General features: G+C 42.8%; 9 protein-coding genes and 1 pseudogene. 2 read left to right on the top strand and 8 right to left on the bottom strand.

What is annotated here, in order from left to right:
- Positions 1-197: 197 nt before the first annotated feature.
- The 4 genes and pseudogenes from infB to A0125_RS00665 form a co-directional block, all read right to left on the bottom strand.
- Positions 198-3,167 carry a translation initiation factor IF-2 gene (gene infB, locus A0125_RS00680; protein WP_066750546.1) on the bottom strand — a complete coding sequence of 990 codons (2,970 nt, stop codon included), beginning with the start codon at positions 3,165-3,167 and terminating at the stop codon, positions 198-200.
- 103 nt (positions 3,168-3,270) lie between these two features.
- Positions 3,271-4,508: pseudogene (gene nusA / locus A0125_RS00675) on the bottom strand (transcription termination factor NusA).
- Positions 4,509-4,510: 2 nt separating this feature from the next.
- Positions 4,511-4,975, bottom strand: a complete 465-nt coding sequence (gene rimP, locus A0125_RS00670) for a ribosome assembly cofactor RimP (RefSeq protein ID WP_066750543.1) — start codon at positions 4,973-4,975, stop codon at positions 4,511-4,513.
- 107 nt (positions 4,976-5,082) lie between these two features.
- Positions 5,083-7,308 carry an alpha/beta hydrolase family protein gene (locus A0125_RS00665; protein ID WP_156472408.1) on the bottom strand — a complete coding sequence of 742 codons (2,226 nt, stop codon included), beginning with the start codon at positions 7,306-7,308 and terminating at the stop codon, positions 5,083-5,085.
- A gap of 220 nt (positions 7,309-7,528) precedes the next feature.
- Between A0125_RS00665 and A0125_RS00660 the strand changes: the two genes are divergently transcribed.
- Positions 7,529-7,990: a hypothetical protein gene (locus A0125_RS00660; protein ID WP_066750539.1), complete on the top strand. Its 462-nt coding sequence runs from the start codon at positions 7,529-7,531 to the stop codon at positions 7,988-7,990.
- A 125-nt stretch (positions 7,991-8,115) separates the two neighbouring features.
- Here A0125_RS00660 and A0125_RS00655 read toward each other — a convergent pair whose 3' ends face one another.
- From A0125_RS00655 to A0125_RS00640, 4 genes are read right to left on the bottom strand one after another with little or no spacing between them, the layout of a single operon-like run.
- A complete protein-coding gene (locus tag A0125_RS00655; RefSeq protein WP_066750537.1) occupies positions 8,116-11,166 on the bottom strand; it encodes an efflux RND transporter permease subunit in 3,051 nt (1,016 codons plus the stop codon).
- Positions 11,167-11,191: 25 nt separating this feature from the next.
- A complete protein-coding gene (locus tag A0125_RS00650) occupies positions 11,192-12,256 on the bottom strand; it encodes an efflux RND transporter periplasmic adaptor subunit (protein ID WP_066750536.1) in 1,065 nt (354 codons plus the stop codon).
- Between the two features lie 8 nt (positions 12,257-12,264).
- The gene (locus A0125_RS00645) at positions 12,265-13,614 is read right to left on the bottom strand and encodes a TolC family protein (RefSeq protein WP_066750533.1); all 1,350 of its coding nucleotides are present in this window, start codon (positions 13,612-13,614) and stop codon (positions 12,265-12,267) included.
- Between the two features lie 20 nt (positions 13,615-13,634).
- Positions 13,635-14,273 (bottom strand): TetR/AcrR family transcriptional regulator, encoded by a 639-nt coding sequence (locus tag A0125_RS00640; protein WP_066750530.1) that lies wholly within the window; start codon positions 14,271-14,273, stop codon positions 13,635-13,637.
- Positions 14,274-14,493: 220 nt separating this feature from the next.
- Between A0125_RS00640 and clpB the strand changes: the two genes are divergently transcribed.
- A complete protein-coding gene (gene clpB, locus A0125_RS00635) occupies positions 14,494-17,103 on the top strand; it encodes an ATP-dependent chaperone ClpB (protein ID WP_066750527.1) in 2,610 nt (869 codons plus the stop codon).
- Positions 17,104-17,306 lie beyond the last annotated feature (203 nt).

Below are 17,306 nucleotides of genomic sequence, written 5' to 3'. Positions count from 1 at the left end.
GGGGGCTCTTTGTTTTTTCATGGCAACCTACTTTACCTGTTCAAGTACCATTGAAAAATACGGCATACATACTCACCGATCATTACATCTCGTCAGGATGCTTTATAAAACAAAAGTCCTGATAGATAAATGTACCTATCAGGACTTACAATATGCATTTTTCTATATACTGAAAACTATCTTAGTACACTATTAAATTACAATTTACGTTTAACCTCAACTTGTTCGTAGGCCTCAACAATATCACCAACTTCAATATCATTAAAACGATCAATGTTCAGACCACATTCGTAACCGAATGCTACCTCTTTAACATCATCTTTAAAACGTTTCAAGGAAGCTAATTTACCTGCATGAATTACGACACCATCACGAATCACACGGATATCATGGTTTCTATTGATCTTACCTTCCAAGACCATACATCCTGCAATGGTACCGACTTTAGAGATCTTAAAGGTTTCGCGGATTTCGACGTTAGCCACGATTTTCTCTTCAAATTTCGGCGCCAACATACCTTCCATCGCAGACTTGATCTCATCGATCGCATCGTAAATGATGGAGTACAACCGAATATCGATTTGCTCTTGCTCTGCCAATCTACGTGAGCCTTGTGTAGGACGTACTTGGAAACCAATGATGATCGCATCTGATGCAGATGCTAATAACACGTCTGATTCAGAGATAGCTCCTACCGATTTGTGAATAATATTAACTTGAATCTCGTCGGTAGACAATTTCAATAATGAATCGGATAATGCCTCGATTGATCCATCCACGTCACCTTTCACGATCAAGTTAAGCTCCTTGAAGTTACCGATTGCCAAACGACGACCGATCTCATCCAAGGTAATATGCTTGGTAGCACGCATGCCTTGTTCACGTTGTAGTTGCAGACGTTTATTGGCCACTTGTCTTGCTTCAGGCTCGCTTTCCATTGCGTAGAACTTATCTCCCGCTGTAGGTGCGCCACCCATACCCAAGATTTGTACTGGCGTAGCTGGTCCTGCTTCTTTCACACGCTCGCCACGTTCGTTGGTTAAAGCCTTCACTTTACCAGAGTGTGAACCTGCTAAAATCGCATCTCCGACACGTAATGTACCGCCTTGGATCAATACGGTAGTCACAATACCGCGACCTTTATCTAATGCTGCTTCAATTACAGAACCTACTGCCCGTTTCTTAGGATCGGCTTTCAGGTCTAATAATTCAGCTTCTAATAATACTTTTTCTAACAATAAGTCGACGTTATCACCTGTTTTGGCTGAGATTTCTTGAGCTTGGTATTTTCCACCCCACTCTTCGACCAAGATATTCATGGCAGAGAGCTGCTCGCGAATTCTATCTGGGTTAGATCCTGCTTTATCTACTTTTGTGAAGGCAAAAACAATCGGTACTCCAGCCGCTTGCGCGTGGTTAATAGCCTCTTTTGTTTGTGGCATCACGGCATCATCCGCCGCGATCACGATGATAACAATATCGGTCACTTTAGCACCACGTGCACGCATTGCCGTAAAGGCTTCGTGTCCCGGTGTATCTAAGAACGTCATACGGCGGCCATCCTCCAGTTTCACAGCATAAGCACCAATGTGCTGCGTGATACCACCGGCTTCACCACTTGTTACATTTGCTTTCCGAATATAATCCAGCAATGAAGTTTTACCGTGGTCAACGTGCCCCATCACAGTTACGATAGGCGCTCTAGAAATCAGGTTCGCCTCCGAATCAACCTGTTCCAAATCACTGGTTTCTTCATCTTCTGGTTTAATAAATTCAATCTCATAACCAAATTCATCAGCAACAATCGTTAAGGTTTCAGCATCAAGCCTTTGGTTAATCGACACAAACATACCTAGACTCATACAGGTTGAAATTACCTGTGTGACCGATACATCCATTAAATTCGCTAGCTCATTCGCCGTCACAAATTCGGTAACACGAAGAATTCTAGATTGTGCTTCTTGCTCCATTGCTGCTTCTTCAGCAGACAATGCTACATCGTCTCGTTTTTGACGACGTAATTTAGCCCGTTGTGCAAACTTACCAGATTTACCAGCACCGCTCAAGCGCGCTAATGTTGCTTTGATTTGATCCTGAATATCTTTTTCAGAAGGTTCTTCCTTCGGAGTTTGTGGTCCTGTGCCTCTTCCGCGATTATCGTGGCGGCCTCTATTACCTGGATGATTACGATCTCCCGGACGACCAGGCCCTCCTGTTCTGTTACGATCGTTTGGACCGCCGCCTGGGCGATTTTGCTGATCGCCAGTATTGCCTCCAGTAGTTTGCCCAGGTTTATTAGGCGTACTAGTGCGTTTACGTTTGCGTCTATTATCATTATTCGCAGCATCTGATGAAGATGCTACAGGTTTATTAGATTTGAAAACAGGAAGATCAATCTTGCCAATAACCTTAGGCCCCGACAATGTTGTTGATCTAGCGCGGATAACATCATTGCTACCTTCTGGTGTTTTTGTTGTTTCCTCTTTCTTCTCTGCAACTTGTTCTTTCGGAGTTTCAGTAGGTTTTGCTTCCTCTTTTTTGGTATCCGCTGCTTCCACAGGTTTTTCTACTGGTTTCTGTTCCACTTTTGGCTCAGGTGCTGTTTCTTGTTTCGGAGTTTCTGCTTGAGGTTTAGTTTCTACAGGTTCTTCTTTCTTTACCTCTTCTACTACTGGTGGTGTTATCACCGGCTCAGCCTTAGGCTCCTCCTTTACAGGTTGTTCGGCTTTTGGAGCTGGCTTGCCTTTTTTCAGGCTATCCAAGTCAATTTTGCCAACTACTTTCAATGGGCTTTTTTCTTCCACACTGGTCTCTTGCTGTGTTTCAACAGCAGGCTCTGCCGGTACTTGCTTCGCAGCAGGTTCCGGAGTGGACTCTACTTTATTTTCGCGATCATCAGTAGCGTCGACAGTAGTTTCAGGCTGATTGGCAACAGGAGCTTCATCACGGCGAATCTTTCCGATTACGATTTGTTTTGCTTCGTCTTTTACTATTTTATCTCCCTGAAACTCTTTCAAAAGAACCGCATACATATCTGGTCCCAGCTTCGTATTTGGCTTCGACTCTACGTCAAACCCTTTCTTCACCAAGAAGTCTACGGCTGTACCGATTCCTATGTTTAGTTCTTTTGCTGCTTTCAGCAAATTAATGCTCTTACCTTCTGTCATCTAACTTATACTCGCTATAAAATATGATACTACAAAAATATGTTTTTTTTACACCTATTTAACATTTTAATGAAAAATAGTCTTGCCGTTTTTGTTATGCATATTATTCAAATTCTGCTTGCAGAATTCGCACAATCTCCTGGATAGTATCTTCCTCCAGGTCGTACGGCGTACCAATTCTTCTTGAGACAGTGACAATACTGATTTGGCGGTATCAAGACCGACGCGTTTTAGTTCGTCGATGATCCAGCTATCGATCTCGTCAGAGAATTCTTCGATATCCACATCCTCATCTATTTCGTCATTCTCTCTGTATACATCGATCTCATATCCTGTCAACTTTCCGGCCAACTTGATATTGTGACCTCCACGACCGATCGCCAAAGACACTTGATCTGGCTTTAAGTATACGGCTGCTGTAGCATCCTCATCACTTAATTTGATTGAGCTGATGCGTGCCGGACTCAAAGCACGGGTGATATATAATGAACTATTGGTCGTAAAATTGATCACATCAATATTTTCATTGCGCAATTCACGTACTATACCGTGAATACGTGATCCTTTCATCCCCACACATGCTCCTACTGGATCTATACGGTCATCATAAGATTCTACCGCTACCTTAGCACGTTCTCCTGGTTCGCGCACGATTTTCTTAATGGTAATCAATCCATCAAAGATTTCCGGAACTTCTAGTTCAAAAAGACGTTGTAAAAACTCGGGCGCTGTACGAGAAATAATAATTTTGGGATTATTATTCATCATATCTACCTTATGTACTACAGCACGTACGTTATCACCTTTTTTGAAATAATCGGCTGGAATCTGCTCGGTTTTTGGCATGATTAATTCATTACCATCCTCATCTAGTACTAGGATTTCTTTCTTCCAGATTTGGTAAACCTCTCCAATAACCAGCTCGCCTTCGCGATCTTTATATTTTTTAAACACTTCATCTTTCTCTAGCTCCAACACTTTGGATACTAATGTCTGACGAGCGGCCAAGATGGCTCTACGACCAAAGCTTTCTAACGTGATTTGTTCAATATAATCGTCGCCTACTTCTAAATCAGGATCGTAGGTATGCGCTTCTTTCAATTCGATCTCCAGATCATCATCTTCCGAAAAACCATCTTCCATTACCGTACGAGTACGCCAGATCTCTAAATCTCCATTATCTGGATTGACAATAACATCGACATTTTCGTCCGTGCCAAAGCGCTTACGAATCATACTACGGAATACTTCTTCCAATACGGTAATGACCGTCGGACGATCTATATTCTTGAAATCTTTAAACTCCTGAAACGAGTCAATTAAATTAATATCGCTGCTCATTTTTATTTAAATGAAATTAACACCTTAGTCTCCTTTATATCTGTAAACGGAATCTCACGCTCTTCATCTCGCGCCTTTTTCCCTTTTTCTTTCACCTTTTCTGTTAGCTGCACTGCTGTATCGGAGGCTGCCAACAAAGTCCCTTCATGTTTAGAACCATCTTGCAATGTAACTCGCACTTGGCGACCCACATTTTTATGGTATTGTCGCAATAGTTCTAAAGGATAATCAATCCCCGGAGAAGATACCTCTAAACGGTACGCTTGATCCAGCACATTCTCCTCCTCCAAATGATAACCTACGTGGCGGCTAATCTGTGCGCAATCTTCGATTGCTAAACCTTGATCTCCATCTACTAAGATAGACAAAACACCATTGCTTTGCATCTTAATCCGAACAATAAATAAGTCTTCCCGATCGGCGATTTTTTCTTCCACCAGCTCTCGTACCCGTTGCTCTACCTGCATAAATGATTCACAATTTGAATTAAAAAAAGGGGGCAAATAATGCCCCCTTCTTCTCAGATGTACAAAGATACTAATATTATTTGAAATACAAACTAATGCTATAAAGATTAGTGAAGGTGCTTACCGAAGAACCCCATCATCGCTTTATAAAATTGAATTTGATTTTCTTCTTTAGCAAAACCATGTCCCTCATCGTACTTGACCATATAGGGTACATCTACTCCTTTTTCACGTAACGCTTGAACGATCTGATCTGCCTCTGCGATCTTCACACGTGGATCATTTGCTCCTTGTACTACAAATAGCGGCGCTTTGATCTTATCTATATGGAAAATCGGGCTTACTTCTGTCGCAATTGCGGCTTCTTTTTCGTCATCCAAATTGTACCAAATCTCGTACAACATGTCTTTATATGGTTTCCAATATTCCGGAATAGAACTCATCAGGGTGAAGATATTAGATACGCCTACGTAATCCACCCCCGCTTTGTATAGCTCTGGCGTTTTGGTTAGGCCGCGTAAAACAGCATAACCACCATGGCTGCCACCATAAATTGCAATGTTGTCTTTATCTACCCAGCCTTGCTCAATCGCATATTGAATTCCATCTTCTACATCGTCCATCGCTTTGCGACCAACTTGCTTGAATCCAGCACGCAAAAATTCTTTGCCATAACCACCAGAAACTCGGAAATTCACTTGCAATGTGGCATATCCACGACTCGCAAACAATTGTGTTTCTGGATTAAAACCCCAGCTATCGCGTACGCCTTGTGGGCCACCGTGCGGGTTGACGATCAGAGGCACTTTTTGTCCATCAACTGCGGCTTTTGGAAGTGTAATATAGCCGTGAATGGTCAATCCATCTCTCGAAATGAACTGAATCGGACGAACTTCTGCCATGTCTGCTTCCTTGAGCTGCGGCATCAAATCGACTAATAGCGTAGATTTTCCAGAGGCCGTATCATAATGATAATATTTGCCATATAGCTTATCACTTTGTACGATAATCAGCAATTGATCTTCCTCATCTGTTTTGCCTACGACTCTAAATTCGTAACCCGAAAATTGCTTTTCAAGGTTGGCATATATCTTTTTAAAGGTTTCGCTGACGGGCTTGATCTCTACTTTCTCCCCTTCAAAACCGACATAATCTACCTCCCAATTGCGCTTTCTTGATAACGATATCAGATCAGCATCAAACTGATCATGTGCAAATATTTCGCGAATTTCTTTGTTCTCATTCAGGTCATACAGCACAATACGTGCACGATCTGAGGTCAGATTAGAGATTACATATGCTTCATCCTTATTATCAGATGCGTAGTTGAAGGAAACAATGCTGAAAGAATCGTCCCATCTGCCGGTATGTTTTTTGACGAAATCTTGCGCACCGGCAGCTTTATAATAATATTCAGTCTGTGTGCCATTCAGCATTTTTGCATATCCGCGCAAAGTACCTTCTTTATCAAAATCATATCCTACAATCGCATTGGCAGGATCATCATTTGTAAAGAGTTTCTCTAGCTCGCCAGTATTGATATTTACTTTGTATGGCTCAAAAACTTGTTTATTATCCTTATTCATCTGCACGATGATGAAGTCTTTTTGCTCTTTCAGCATATTCAGAATGCTGGCTTGTACACCGTCAAATGGTGTTAGGTCGATACTATTTGTACCATCAATGTTGATCGCGAACAGGTGATAGTTTTCGTTGCCACCCTCATCCATTACATAAATCAATCGATCATCGTTGACCCATCCTGTGCCACGAATCAGTTCGTCTTGCTCTTCTATTGCGCGCATCACATTGCCTGTCCCCACTTCTTTGATCATCACATGACGCTTATTAGCAGCATCTTTCTCACGGTACAACAGGTATTTCCCGTTAGGCGACAATTGGAAGCCAGAAGTGACTGGCTTAGCAAAGTAGTCTTTTACTTGATACGCGAAATCACCCTTATCCAGCGCGATTAACGCGTCGATATCTTCCGGACTAGAAACTAAAGACGGATCTCCGGGTTTGGTAATTGTGGTTTTTTCTAACACTAATGGCAAATCCATGCCACCTTGAGAGAATGTTCCACTGATCTTTCCTCCCTCCAGCGTACCAGAATATTTCATCCCGGCTTGCTCTAAAGACACGGACAAAGTGTTGTTTTCGAATGTGGCTGGAGACAGTGGCAATCCGCTTGCTCCTTGCATCGGAATGTCTAATGTGGCGGAAATACCGTCAGGTGTTTGCGAAATATGGAAAATTAGTTCTAAAACTGTGCCCTGAACGTCTAATTTCCCCTTCCAATCACCTGCGATTTGCGCAAATGTATTACTCATACCCAAAAGTACAAATACGAGTGTAAAAAGGTTTGTTTTCATCTGTAAAAATGGTTTTTATCATAATTAGTAGCTCCAAGCTGCCATTTGTTACATTTAATTACAAAAAAACTTTTTTGCCCCGCAGCGGTTTTATGATAACATAGAAAAGTTTACATCCCATGAATCAACTAACAACCTTATCCATACTACTTATCGCTTCAATAACTACAATTTTCAGTTGCCAAAGTATAGAACAGAATCGCGAAAACAATACTGCGGACAGCATAGACATCATGACGGAAAACATGCAGGCACGATCCTTACAGATGTGCCATTTGCGATCGCACATAATTATTTTGTATTGAATGATGCGAAAATACCGGAAAACCCGAAGATAACGACTCAAGTAGAATTCGACAGCGTCTTTGGTAATGCCACATCGATGGGCGAAGACGGAAAACCAACACCGATCGATTTCGACCAACAATTTGTGATCGCTATCGTGCTGGATCAATCTGATTTCGCAACAAAAATAGAGCCCATGGATTTGAGAAAATTGGATGCTGAAAACATTCAATTTCGTTATACCGTGACGGTAGGTGAGCGCCAGCAGTTCATCTCGCAACCCGCCTTGGTTTTGGTCGTTGATAGAAAACACGAAGCAAACGTGATCCTGAAACGGACGGATGACGCCCAATAAACAAGAATTGCGTGACTGTCTGCTGATTATTTGTGACACATGCCACTAAATTATTCTCATAAAATCTCCGCACATCATAGCTTCAGGCTATGATGTCCGGAGAAAGAAAACGATATTAAATACAATTATTGATTTTCTACATTTGGCGGGATCAATTTATAGATTACTGGCGTAACCACACGCGATAGCAAAGTCGAACTAATCAAACCACCGATCATCACGATAGCTAACGGCGAAATCAAGGGATTGGAAGACCATGCAATCGGCATCAATCCGCCAATAGCAGTCAATGATGTAAGAATAATCGGCAAGAAACGGATTTCTCCAGCTTTCTCAATAGCTTCATTCAAAGCCATCCCCTCTCTTCGCAATTGATTGGTAAAATCCACCAATAAGATGGTATTCTTCACTTCAATTCCAGCCAAGGCCACGATACCAATCGTCGCTACAAAAGATAGGGTGTTGCCGGTAATTAGTAAAGCTAATACTGCTCCAACAATACCAAGCGGTATCACCGATAAGACAATCAACGTACTTTTAAACGTTTTGAACTCTAATACCAACACGGCAATAAACATAAATACAGTAATGATTATAATGGTAGAAAATCCACCAAAGGCTGCTTCGCGACTTTCTACCTCACCGCCCATAAAATAACTATAGCCGTCAGGAAAATCAAAATTATCCATCTGCTGGATAACGGAAGAAATAACCGCATCATTACTATAACCTTTCTGCACAAAGGAGTTGACTGAAACTGTACGCTCTTTATTACGATGAAATATACTGGACGGAGAAGACTCGAGTTCGAAAGTGGCTAATTGGTTCAATGGAATGGATTGACCTTCGATATTTTGCACTAATACGCCTTCCAATGTATTCAAATCAGCATACGGACCACGTGGTACAGTGATCAATACTTCAAAGTCGTTTTCATCCGCATGTGGATCGGAGAAGGTGCCCGCTGGATATCCTGCTAAAGCTACGCGAACGGTTTGATCGATCGTACTGCTTGGTACGCCTAACGCCATCGCTTTCTCTCGATTTACATGTACACGAATATCGGATTTATTGCTTTTGATCGGATTGTTGACATATTCTGTACCTGCAGTATTTTTTAGCAGCGTCTCCACCTTAGCGGCCAATCTTTGCAAGGTATCTAAGTTCTCGCCTTCCAAGCGAACTTCCACAGGAGAGATGACGGGCACACCTTGTTCGAAATCGCGAACCTCTACCTTCGCCCCTAGATACGGCGACCACCGTTTGCGTAGTTGCTCGATCAATTCAATTTTGTGCTTGGATTTCACATCATCATGTAGCTGCACAAAGATTTCTGCGTAAGCGGGGTTTTCATTGGCTTGCTGCATATTGTAATATACGCGCGGATTCCCTTTACCCACATTGCTGGTGTAATATTTAACATCGGCAATTTCGCTAAGCTCTTGTTCGATCTGGCGCGTGATGCTATCGGTAGTGGCTATGTTGGCTTGCTGAGAAGCAGTCACATGCACCATGAATTGTGGTTTTTCGGACGGCGGGAACAAACTAAAGCCAACCACTGGAATGAGTGCTAATGATGCCACAAAAACGACAGCAGCGACCAACGTCGTGATCATCGGATGTTTTAAGGCTTTATCTAGGAGCTTACCGTAAGTTTGGTGAATTGCACTTTGCATTGTACGGAGAATGATATTACCGCCTTCGTGCTCATGCGGTTTTAGCAGCTTACTCGCCAAAAAAGGCACAACAAATAGTGCAACAAGCATAGAACCTACAACCGAAGCGATCACCGCAGTCGGCATGCTCCGAATGAATTCACCTGCCATTTCGGGCATGAACATTAATGGCATGAAAGCAATCACCAACGTAACGGTACAACCGACTACCGCCAAGGCAATTTGCTGCGTACCTTTAATAGCGGCATCCAATCGCGAGTAGCCATCACGCATCCAACGCTCAATATTTTCAACCACGACAATACTATCATCTACCACCAAACCGAGTGCTACTACAAAACCAACGATGCTTAGTTGATTCAAAGAATAACCCGCAACATTCATCGTGATTAAGCCTAAGCCAAGTGACAGTGGAATAGCAATCATAACGACAACCGACGCACGCGTGCCTAATGGCAATAATGTAATCAGCACTAAAGTAATCGCAATCAAAAAATCGATCCCCAGGCCACTCAGCCGCTGATTGACATTATTCCCTTGATCGAATGACAAAATCAGATCTACATTAGCAGGCAACTTTTCTTTAAAAGCAGAAAGTGTTGCTAGGTAAGCTTTTTGCGTTTGTGCAATATTTTCACCTTCTTTTTGCGCAGCATTAATCAGCAGACATTGGTATCCGTTGAGCCTCGTTATGTGCGTATTCGCGCCAAAACTAGGATACACATCGGCAATGTCTTCCAAAAACACGTTGCGCCCTTCGGCGCTAGCTACGACGGTACGCCTAATTTGGGCAATATCTTGATAACTTCCGCTAGTTGTTACGCTAAAGTGGCGTGTACCGGCATCTACGCTCCCACCCGGTATATTTTGTGTTTCGCTACGTACAATTTGTATTACACGATCCAATGGTATTTTTTGTTCGCGCATCTTGTCCATATGCAGATCAACTCTGATCTGCTGGGGAGGCAGGCCTGAAATACGTACCTCTTTTAGCGCTTTAACTTTTTCTAATTCACTTTTTAGGTTTTCCGACAAACCCTTCATGACCGTTCTTGATGCATTCTCTGACACCAGAGCCGCTTGTATAACACTTACATTGTTTGGATCCACTTTGAGGACTTGCATGCTATAAATGTTTTCCGGCAATTCGCTTCTGGCAGCATTGAGTTCGCGTACCAGCTCTTGGTATTTACTTTCGTAATCGGTCTTAAATTCATACTCTACAAAGATGAATGCCAAACCATTATTGATAGTGGTCTTTATCGTTTTAATATTGTCTAATCCATAAAAACGAGATTCCAAGGGCTTAACCACTAGGTTCTCCATATCTTTTGGACTGGTACCTGGATAGACCACTACCACAGGAAAGTTTGGCGCTTTCATCTCAGGATCTTCTGCGCGAGGCATCGTCAAGAGTGTACTGATTGCCACAACCATGACCATCACTACCATGATGATCGTGAATTGGTAGTTCTTTATTGGATATTTTATAAGACTCATAGTGATATTTTCAAAGTACGGAAAGCTATGGTTTCACACGTATTTTCGATCCTTCGGTGAGATATGGACTGCCCGCCACAATCACTCCTTGTACGTGTTCTAATCCAGACAAGACAGTCACGGAGTGCTGACCAATCTCACCTAATTGTACCGCTTGCTTAGTAGCTGTCTTACCATCGCGGGTAACGAAAACATAAGCTTGCTTGCTATGCGCATCTACCAAGGCTTCGTAGGGAATCTCCCAACTAATTTGCGGCGTTGCTGTGTTGGTTGGTTGTGCGACGGTTATACGCGATTTGCCAAAAACACCTGCCGCAAGTTTGCTATTTACGGGCGTTTTCACATCTAGATAAATACTAAAAGTTCCGGATTTAGGATCCATAGCTTCCAATTTCTTTGATACGACAGCTTGTAGTTTCTGGTCAGGAAGGGCGTCAGTCTCGATCTCGGCCAAATCTCCTTTCTGAATTCTGGCCCATTGACGATCACTTACACCTACTTTCAACATCCAGGAGTGCGTTCCAGCACCGTTCACTTGCAGCACTGGCGTGCCTGGACCGACAACTTGCCCTTGATTGGCCAATCGCGCAAGTACAAATCCCGAAACCGGCGCGATAATGTGTAATTGCTGTTGATTGTATTGGACCGCTTCTATGTCGCGCTTGGCCAATTCCCACGCAGAACGCGCATTTTGTAGCTGTTCTAAAGTAGCAACGCTATCACGATAAAGTTTTTGCGCACGCTGATAATCGCGCTCCGCTTTCTCCAGACCGATGTTAGCTTGACCGACTTTTGCATCGATTTCCGTAGCCTGCACAGAAGCTAGCCGCTGGCCTTTACGAATCGGATCGCCCTCCTTTACATAGATTTGCTGGATGACACCGCCATTTTTAAATCCCAATAGCGTTTCATCATCTGTGGTAAAAACACCAGTAGCTTCGATAGTTTCTTCCGCGTCGAGCTGCTGCAGAGACAATATCGTTACGGGAATCGTATCTTCTACCTGAATGGCTTCCTCGCGTTGAGTATGGCCGCAAGATGATATTGCAGCGATCAGGAGTAGCGATAAACTGTGGTATAATGTTTTCATGATAAGATTTAGTCTAGTATGTAACTTGCTGTTTCTCGTTCTAATTTGGCTACTGCGATCATCCACTTATACAAAGCGAGATTCTCGGCCAATTGTGCATTCGTATATTGCGTACGCGCATCAATAGTTTCGATGTAGGTGTTTACGCCTTCATTGAACCCTCGTTGTATGAGGCGCTGATAAGTACCTGCGGCTTCTAGTTGCTTTTTAGCATTTTGATAATTACGAATGGTGCTGGTCACTTCATTATTGGCGACACGAGCTGCTGTCTCTAGCTGCTGCTGCACACGAAGACGGTGTTGTTGTGCTTCTGCTACGGCTACCTGACTTTCTCGGATCTTTAGTTTGTTGCGCCCACCTTCGAAGATGGGCACAGAAAGCTGCGCACCGATCATTACATATTGCGACTCGCGGTTGAAGCGCATGTTCTCGGCTTGTGATCCGACATCCACGAATGCATTTAACTTTGGTACGAACACCTGTTTGTTCATCTTCACCATTGTTTCCTGTACATTGATTTGATTATTCAATGCTTCCAGCTCTTCCCTTCCCTCAATTAGTAAATCGGCATACTGCTGTCCTAGATCCTGCGCAGTGGTTGGCTGCTGCTTGATTGGTTGTTCTGCATCTCTATTGAGCAGCATATTGAAATAATAGCGCGCGTTGGCCATTTGTTGCTCGGCTTCTACCAACTTGGATTCTGCTTGGGCAATTTCAGCATCTGCTCGTACTACATATGCTGGCAGTCCATTACCCGCTTCTAGCAGCTTTTCGTTTACGCGTTTTCCTTCTTTTGCAAGATTTAACGCATTCTGATGAACTTTCACACCATCTTCTGCACTCCAATAATTGTAGTAGGCGATCTTAATATCTCGAACCAATTCTCGTTGATAGATTTCTACCTCATGTTCGCGCATTTGTACGGCTTGTTCGTTTATACGCTTATTGTGTTTTATATCGGTGTTGATAATCGGAATACCCGCACGTACTTTGGCATCATAGTAGTTGCGTGGCAAAAAGTTGATACGCTCATTATTGATCATCGGAAAGGCTTGTGATTGCGTAAGTTGATTGAGCGTCTGATAGACTGGATTTAAAAGATCGCCTACCGGCAACTCGATCATACGACCGCCATTGGCAGTGGAATATAGCGCGTCGAAAGATACGGTAGGCAAATACATGCTTCGTGCGATATCCAGATTCAACATGGCTTTATCTAAAGATAGATTCTTTTCCGCTATCGTTAGGTTGTTTTTCAGTCCTAGGGCAATGTAATCGTCTAGCACGGTTTGCCCACGTGCAGATTGGAAAAACAACAAGTTGGACAATACATACACAGTAATAAATACGAATCTCATGATTAACAGTGTTTATACAATTATTTAATGGTTTCCAGCATGCTGACATATAATTGAAATGTACGCTCCAAAAATTCGGCTTTTGAGGCTTCTGAAAACAATAAATTATTAAGCTTTTCAAGATGACCAGATAAAAACAAAGAGGCAATACCGTGCACTGTACTCCAAGCCTGTAAGGATAAAGTTTGTGTATCCATACCGACAAAAAAGCCTTCCTGCTGGCAATCCTTGATTGTCGCAATCAACATTTCAAAGACGCGATCTCCCTCTTCCCAAACACTACCTTCACCACGATCGGCCAAGAATTGCATAGGTTCTTTCATCACAAAAAGTAATTCGTAATACCCTGATTCATTCACCGCAAAAGACAAATACGCCTTACCAATAGCTTTCAGCCGCTCAAAAGGATGGTCAACGTGCATTAATGCTTGCATCTGTGTACGCAATAAAGAGCAGCCCTCCAAATGCAACGCATATACGATGTCCTGCTTGTCTTTATAATAGAGGTAAATGGTGGTCGGACTGATTCCAACTTCCTTTGCAATTTTACGAATCGAGGTTGCTTCGATTCCTTCTTCAACAAATAGCTTTTTTGCCGCAGAAAGTATCTTGATGCGAAAATCCTCTTTATGTTTCAATTTTTTATCTTGAACACTCATACTGCAGCAAAGATAATTAACACTGTTAATATTTTTAAATTTTCACACAAACTTACGATAGCGTGACGATCTTCAATACGGAAATTTAGGCAGACACCCCTAAGTAATCAAGACATTTTGTCTTTAATAAATAATTATAACTGACATAATTTCAGCAAGTTAACCTACAAACCGACTAGGCATACGATTTGATAAAGCATCTGTACAAAACGACACAGCTATGAATTTTAACAACTATACTATTAAAGCGCAGGAAGCCATCCAGAAAGCTTCTGAGATTGCTGTTGGAAATCAGCAGCAGGCTATAGAGCCAGCACATATATTAAAGGGGTTGATGACGGTAGATGAAAATGTGATCAGTCATTTACTCAAAAAACTACAAGTCAATATCAACCATACGACTGCTGAATTAGATCAGTACATTGCTGCTTTACCAAAAGTATCTGGAAGCAATATTTATCTAAGCAACAACAGCAACAGTGTTCTACAAAAGGCTCAAACTTATTTAAAAGAGTTTGGCGACGAGTTCATTTCGGTAGAACATCTTTTGCTGGCCTTATTGAGCAGTAGCGATAAAGCAGCCACATTATTAAAAGATCAAGGTGCAACCGAGAAAGATCTGAAATTGGCCATTAAGGAACTGCGCGGCAATAATCGGGTAACCGACCAAAATGCCGAAGCTACCTATAATGCTTTAGGAAAATATGCGCGTAACTTGAATGAATATGCAGAATCTGGCAAATTGGATCCAGTAATCGGCCGCGATGAAGAAATTCGACGTGTAATGCAAATCCTATCGCGCCGCACCAAGAACAATCCTATTTTGGTGGGCGAACCGGGCGTCGGTAAGACAGCTATTGCCGAAGGTATTGCACACCGCATCATCAAAGGTGATGTGCCTGAAAACTTAAAAACAAAAACAGTTTTTTCGTTAGATATGGGCGCTTTGATAGCGGGAGCAAAATACAAAGGCGAATTTGAGGAACGGTTAAAAGCTGTCGTCAAAGAAGTGTCGGATAGCGATGGGGAAATCATTCTGTTTATCGATGAAATCCACACCTTGGTAGGTGCTGGCGGTGGCGAAGGCGCGATGGATGCGGCAAACATATTGAAGCCAGCTTTAGCGCGTGGCGAACTGCGCGCGATCGGTGCCACGACTTTAAACGAGTTTCAAAAGTTCTTCGAGAAAGACAAAGCCTTAGAAAGACGTTTTCAAAAAGTGATGGTCGACGAACCGGATACGCAGGACGCCATATCGATTCTGCGCGGATTGAAAGAGCGCTATGAGACACACCACAAGGTGCGTATCTTGGACGAATCGATTATTGCGGCCGTAGAGCTTTCTCAGCGCTACATTACGGATCGTTTCTTGCCAGATAAAGCGATCGATCTGATCGACGAAGCCGCTTCTAAATTGCGCTTAGAGATGGATTCTGTACCCGAGGTGGTGGATGAATTGAACCGTCGAATCATGCAATTAGAGATTGAGCGTGAGGCCATTAAACGGGAACAGGATTCGCGTAAAGTCGATGAGCTTTCGGAAAGTATTGCTAACCTATCCAACGAGCGCGACTCGTTGAAAGCAGCTTGGCAGTCGGAAAAAGATTTGGTAGATCGGGTGAATCAGGAGATTCAACATATCGAAGATTACAAACTAGAAGCAGAACAAGCCGAACGCGCGGGTGATTACGGCAAAGTAGCCGAATTACGCTACGGTAAAATCAAAGAAGCGCAGGATAACACCGAGAAGCTTAAGCTGGAATTGGCTGAAAAGCAACAAAACAGCCGCATGCTGAAAGAGGAAGTTACTTCGGAAGATATTGCGGATGTGGTATCTCGGTGGACAGGTATTCCAGTGAACAAAATGGTGCAATCTGAACGCGAGAAATTACTCAACTTGGAGGAAGAATTGCATAAACGCGTGGCCGGACAAGAGGAAGCCATTGAAGCCATATCTGATGCCATCCGCCGTTCCAGAGCAGGATTGAGCGATGCCAAAAGACCGATTGGTTCTTTTATTTTCTTAGGAACTACCGGTGTGGGTAAAACAGAATTAGCCAAATCCTTGGCTGAGTTTCTATTTGATGATGAGCAAGCGTTGGTACGTATCGATATGTCTGAATATCAAGAAAGACATGCCGTTTCTCGCTTGATCGGAGCGCCTCCAGGATACGTGGGTTACGAAGAAGGCGGTCAGTTGACGGAAGCCGTACGTCGTCGTCCGTACTCGGTCGTATTATTGGATGAGATTGAAAAAGCACATCCAGATGTATTCAACATCTTGTTGCAAGTGCTGGATGATGGGCATCTGACCGACAATAAAGGTCGTGTGGTCAATTTTAAAAATACGATCATCATCATGACCTCAAATACGGGTTCACATCTGATTCAGCAGAATTTCTCAACCTTGAATGAGGAGAACAAAGAAAGCGTGGTCGCCAAAACGAAAGATGAGGTGTTTGAACTATTGCAACAAAGCATTCGTCCAGAATTTTTAAACCGTATCGATGAGATCATCATGTTTACACCACTTGGTCGCAATGAGATTGGAGATATCGTTAGGATGCAGTTCTCTCGCGTGCAGAAGCAATTGGCCGAGCAAAACATATTCATCGAAGCTACAGAAGAAGCATTAGATTGGTTGGCACAATTGGGGTACGATCCGGTGTACGGTGCTCGCCCATTGAAACGCGTCATACAGAAACGCATTCTCAACGAGCTTTCTAAAGCCATCTTAGCGGATAAAGTGAGAAAAGATTCGATCATTAAAATCGATAGCTTCGACGGACAGTTTGTCTTTGTCGAAAAGGAGGAACATCCTGCTAAATAAAAATTCTAGATTCCGAGTATCGAATGACAATCGATACTCGGATTTTTTGTTTCTAGTCCAATAGCTAATCCTTCCTGTGCGCTAGCCGTGCATTCGTACATCTCGAAAAACCTTATCTGTAACCGACCTATTAGGAAGATTTTTTGCTGGTTTTTTTGACGCAGTTCGGAACGGTTTTCCCGTCCTTCTTTTTCGTTCCTTCT

Source organism: Sphingobacterium populi, from assembly GCF_001586775.1.
GTDB lineage: Bacteria > Bacteroidota > Bacteroidia > Sphingobacteriales > Sphingobacteriaceae > Sphingobacterium > Sphingobacterium populi.
This window is presented reverse-complemented; position numbering and strand designations above follow the sequence as displayed.

Excerpts from the sequence above, each read along its gene's own strand:
- infB (WP_066750546.1), bottom strand. The coding sequence starts at position 3,167 with ATGACAGAAGGTAAGAGCATTAATTTGCTGAAAGCAGCAAAAGAACTA.
- rimP (WP_066750543.1), bottom strand. The coding sequence starts at position 4,975 with ATGCAGGTAGAGCAACGGGTACGAGAGCTGGTGGAAGAAAAAATCGCC.
- A0125_RS00665 (WP_156472408.1), bottom strand. The coding sequence starts at position 7,308 with ATGAGTAATACATTTGCGCAAATCGCAGGTGATTGGAAGGGGAAATTA.
- A0125_RS00655 (WP_066750537.1), bottom strand. The coding sequence starts at position 11,166 with ATGAGTCTTATAAAATATCCAATAAAGAACTACCAATTCACGATCATC.
- A0125_RS00650 (WP_066750536.1), bottom strand. The coding sequence starts at position 12,256 with ATGAAAACATTATACCACAGTTTATCGCTACTCCTGATCGCTGCAATA.
- A0125_RS00645 (WP_066750533.1), bottom strand. The coding sequence starts at position 13,614 with ATGAGATTCGTATTTATTACTGTGTATGTATTGTCCAACTTGTTGTTT.
- A0125_RS00640 (WP_066750530.1), bottom strand. The coding sequence starts at position 14,273 with ATGAGTGTTCAAGATAAAAAATTGAAACATAAAGAGGATTTTCGCATC.
- clpB (WP_066750527.1), top strand. The coding sequence starts at position 14,494 with ATGAATTTTAACAACTATACTATTAAAGCGCAGGAAGCCATCCAGAAA.